Source organism: Kitasatospora sp. NPDC057965 (assembly GCF_042887135.1).
GTDB lineage: Bacteria > Actinomycetota > Actinomycetes > Streptomycetales > Streptomycetaceae > Kitasatospora.
This window is the reverse complement of record NZ_JBHVPZ010000070.1, coordinates 1-4,082: the sequence shown is the minus strand read 5'-3', so window position 1 is coordinate 4,082 and position 4,082 is coordinate 1. Positions and strand designations below refer to the sequence as shown.

Below are 4,082 nucleotides of genomic sequence, written 5' to 3'. Positions count from 1 at the left end.
CACGCCCTCCCGGTCGGTGGTGTGATCGTCCGAGAAACGACGGTCACCCGTCGCGTCCGGCACGTACTTCACACAGACAACGATCCTCAAGCTCACGGCCTGTCTCCTGTACTGGTCTCGTCCGGCGGCTGCGGCAGTGCACGTGGGCGCGCACACGGCTCGCACCCACTCCCGGCAGCGTGTTCCCGTGCCGGTCCGGAACTTGCTGGCAGCATACCCGCCAGTAGCCCGACGGTCACTACTCACCAGTAGCTTACGCCGGACCCCCGGCCGGGGTGCCCCGTCAGGGCCATCCTGCCCCAGGCCACCCCGGGCTCCACCAGACGGGGCTGCCCTCGTGCCGCCGGATTCACCTCGGCAGCATCCCGCACGCCCCCGCCCGCGCCCCGGCGCCCACCGTCCTGGCCGCCCCGAACACCCCGGACACCCCGGCCGGGCTCAGACCGCCGCGCCCAGCGCCGCGATCACATCCGCCTTCCGCGGCTGCCCGGCCGCCCGCCGCACCACCCGGCCACCGGCGTCCAGCACCAGCACGGTCGGCGTCCGGACGATCTCCAGCCGCCGCACCAGCTCCAACCGCTCCTCGGCGTCCAGTTCGACGTGCGCCACCCCGCCGACCATCCCCGCCACCTCCGCCAGCACCCGCCGGGTGGCCCGGCACGGCTGGCAGAACGCGGTGGAGAACTGCACCAGCGTCGCCCGCTCGCCGAGCGCCTCCCCCAGCTCCGCCGCCGACAGCCGCACCGCCCCGTCCCGCTCCCGCACCCTCAGCCTCCCGTCACGCTTCGCTCGGATCAGCCCGAACGCGCTCGCGGCCACGAGCACGACAACACACACCACCAATCCGGTCATCCCCCCAGTCTGCTCCGCCCCGTACCACGCCGGCGACGGGGGCCGGCTCTCCCGCAACCCCCCTCGACCCGTGTCACCGGCCCCGCGTACCATCGGCCCGTGGACTCCGACCGCCCCGCACAGCCGCTGCTGACCATCCGCCGGGTGGTCGACCTGTGCCGGGCCACGGCCTCGCGCTGTCGCTGACGCGCGCCCCGGCCCTCCCGGGTGCCCGCGCGACCCCGTCGCCGCGCGCCCCGTCGCCCCTCCCCGCCCCGGAGTCCCCGTGCAGATCGACCCCCGCGGCCCGCGTTTCGCCGCCGCCCTCACCACCCTCGTCCTGATCGCCGTCCTGCTCACCGGCAGCGGTGCGCTGCTCGCGGCCCAGACCCTCGTCTTCGCCCTCGGCGCCCTCGGCGGCCTGCGCTTCTCCCCCTACTCCTGGCTCTACCGCACCCTGGTCCGGCCCCGGCTGGCGCCACCCGCCGAGACCGAGGACGAACGCCCGCCGCGGTTCGCCCAGGGGGTCGGCCTGGTCTTCGCCGCCGTCGGCACGGCCGCCCTCCTGACCGGAGTCGGCTGGCTCGGCCTGCTCGCCACCGGGTTCGCGCTGGCCGCCGCCTTCCTCAACGCCGCGTTCGGCTACTGCCTCGGCTGCGAGGCGTACCTCCTGGTCCTGCGCGCCCGCACCCGGACCGACCTGGCCGCCTGAGCCGCCCCGGGCGGGAGAAAACCGACCGGACGCCCGGCCGGGAAAAGTTCCCGGCCGGGCTCATCACGCACATCACACCTCCCGATCGGGCCCCACGGGCTCGGCTCAGGTGACAGCGGGTACCCGTTCGGGGGATCATCTCCGTGTATCGCCCGTGGCCGCCGCGGTGTGCCGCGCCCCCGGTCGGCCCCCACCTACGGCACGCGGGTCCCCGTCGTACCGGGCCCCCAGGCCCGTCGAAGTCAGGACTGACCGTGGCAGAGCTCGTGTACCCGCCGGTGATCGGCGCCGCGCTGACCGTCTTCCGCGCACTCGACGTGCGCATCAGGATCGTCGGCGCCGAACACATCCCCGCCAAGGGCGGGGCGGTGCTCGTGAGCAACCACATCAGCTACCTCGACTTCCTCTTCGCCGGCCTCGGCGCCTACCGCGGCGGCAAGCGCAAGACCCGCTTCATGGCCAAGGACGACGTCTTCAAGCACGCCGTCTCCGGCCCGCTGATGCGCGGCATGAAGCACATCCCCGTCGACCGCACCGACGGCCAGCCCGCCTACGAGGCCGCCGTCCGCGCCCTGCGGGCCGGCGAGGTGGTCGGTGTCTTCCCCGAGGCGACCATCAGCCGCTCCTTCATGCTGAAGAAGTTCAAGACCGGCGCCGCCCGGATGGCCGCCGACTCCGGCGCCCCGCTGCTGCCCGTCGTCCTCTGGGGCACCCAGCAGCTGTGGACCAAGGGCCGTCCGAAGACCCTCACCAAGCGGCACGTCCCGGTCACCATCATGATCGGCGAACCGATCGTGCTGACGCCCGAGGACAAGCCCGTCATGGTCACCCGCCGACTGCGCGCCGCAATGTCCGAGATGCTCGACCGGGCCCAGCGCGAGTACCCCGGCAAGCCCGCCGGACCCGACGACACCTGGTGGCTGCCCGTCCACCTCGGCGGCACCGCGCCCACCCTGGAGACCGCCGAGGCCGAGGACGAGGCGGAGGCCGTCGCCAAGGCCGAACGCCGCGCCGCCCGGGGCTGACACCCGGGTCCGACCGCGCCCACCCGGTCCGACCGCGCCCCGCGAACGGATGACTCCCCGTCCCCGGGCGGACGCGGACCGTTGCGTGTCTCCCCGCCCGCCCCTCTCCGATCTGACACAGTGACAGCTCCTTCGGGGGGCTCACGCCCGGCCGCGCCGGGCGGATCGAAGACGGAGATGAGACGCGGATGACCCGCACACGGACACGGCTCTCCCCCACCACCCCCCATCGCTCCGACCCCTCCACGGCCCGCACCCGCCACCGCGCCGGTGCGGGCCTCCTGCTCGCCGGGACCCTGCTCACCGGCTGCGGCGCCCAGCCCGGCGACATCCCGCTCAGCGAGATCCGCGCCGAATCCCCCACCCCGACCCCGACCCCGGCCGCCGAACCCGCCGTCGCCGACGCCACCGCGGGCGTGGTCGGCGCCGCCGCGGCCACCCCCACCGCCCCACCGGCGCACAACGGCCTCATCGCCGCTCGGGCCTTCCTCGACCAGGACCGCCTCACCAGCGCCATCTTCGCCGTCACCCCCGACGGCAAGACCCGCCGGCAAGTCACCCAGCCGGCCGACCGGACCCTCGACGACCACCCCGCCTGGTCCCCCGACGGCACCACCCTCGCCTTCGACCGCACCGGCGGCGACTCCCCCGGCCGGATCTGGACCACCGGCACCGACGGACAGAACGTCCACCAACTGGGCTCACTCTGCGAGGCCGGTGCCCCCGACTGCCTCAACGAGACGGAGACCATGCCCGCCTGGTCCCCCGACGGCAAGCAGCTCGCCTTCACCCGCGGCTGGGGCGCCGCCGACCCGACGAGCGAGCAGATCCAGTACAGCGACCTCTACGTCATCGCCCCCGACGGCACCACCGCCCAGCGGCTCACCTTCCTGACCAACGACACCCCGTACTCCGGCGTCGTCACCGACCCGGCCTGGTCCCCCGACGGCAAACAGCTCGTCTTCTCCTACCGGACCAGCGCCACCGGCCAGCCCGCCAACAGCCGCGCGCTCTACATCGTCAACGCCGACGGCACCGGCCTGCGCCGCCTCACCCCGTGGGAACTGCGGGCCGGCGACCGCGCCAACTGGTCCCCCGACGGCAGCCGCATCGTCTTCACCACCTACCCCGCCGGCCCGGACAACGCCCCCGGCGGCGGCATCTACACCGTCCACCCCGACGGCACCGCCGTCGAAGCACTCACCCCCGGGCCCTCCGACACCACCTACGGCATCGCCTCCTACTCGCCCGACGGCACCGCGATCGCCTTCGCCCAGGCCCCCGCCGGCGGAACCTCCGAGCTCTACACCATGCGCGCCGATGGCTCCGGCGCCACCCGGATCACCGACACCGCCGGCCACGGGGAGAGCCGCCCCAGCTGGGGCACCGCCCAACCATCGAGCTGAGCACATTTTCGGTAAACGCAAAGAACCCCCGCCGGATAACCGGCGGGGGTTCTTCTCAAAATTTGTTCGGCGGCGTCCTACTCTCCCACAGGGTCCCCCCTGCAGTAC

4 protein-coding genes and 1 pseudogene are annotated in these 4,082 nt (G+C 74.0%); 3 read left to right on the top strand and 2 right to left on the bottom strand.

Annotated elements, in window-relative coordinates; translation table 11 throughout:
- Both ACFVVU_RS38950 and ACFVVU_RS38945 read right to left on the bottom strand, forming a co-directional pair.
- Window positions 1-96: pseudogene (locus tag ACFVVU_RS38950) on the bottom strand (electron transfer flavoprotein subunit beta); the annotation flags it as partial.
- Window positions 97-438: 342 nt separating this feature from the next.
- Entirely contained in the window at window positions 439-852 is a 414-nt protein-coding gene (locus tag ACFVVU_RS38945) for a TlpA family protein disulfide reductase (RefSeq protein ID WP_380688998.1), read from the bottom strand.
- 265 nt (window positions 853-1,117) lie between these two features.
- On the opposite strand from ACFVVU_RS38945, the gene ACFVVU_RS38940 reads away from it, so the two are divergent.
- The 3 genes from ACFVVU_RS38940 to ACFVVU_RS38930 all read left to right on the top strand — a co-directional run bounded on the left by ACFVVU_RS38940 (window position 1,118) and on the right by ACFVVU_RS38930 (window position 3,974).
- Window positions 1,118-1,543, top strand: a complete 426-nt coding sequence (locus ACFVVU_RS38940) for a DUF4395 domain-containing protein (protein WP_380689000.1) — start codon at window positions 1,118-1,120, stop codon at window positions 1,541-1,543.
- A 254-nt stretch (window positions 1,544-1,797) separates the two neighbouring features.
- A complete protein-coding gene (locus tag ACFVVU_RS38935) occupies window positions 1,798-2,568 on the top strand; it encodes a lysophospholipid acyltransferase family protein (protein WP_380689002.1) in 771 nt (256 codons plus the stop codon).
- Window positions 2,569-2,756: 188 nt separating this feature from the next.
- Window positions 2,757-3,974: a hypothetical protein gene (locus ACFVVU_RS38930; RefSeq protein WP_387794575.1), complete on the top strand. Its 1,218-nt coding sequence runs from the start codon at window positions 2,757-2,759 to the stop codon at window positions 3,972-3,974.
- Window positions 3,975-4,082 lie beyond the last annotated feature (108 nt).

Bases quoted from the DNA above. Each gene is read 5' to 3' on its own strand.
- ACFVVU_RS38945 (WP_380688998.1), bottom strand. From the start codon at position 852: ATGACCGGATTGGTGGTGTGTGTTGTCGTGCTCGTGGCCGCGAGCGCG.
- ACFVVU_RS38930 (WP_387794575.1), top strand. From the start codon at position 2,757: ATGACCCGCACACGGACACGGCTCTCCCCCACCACCCCCCATCGCTCC.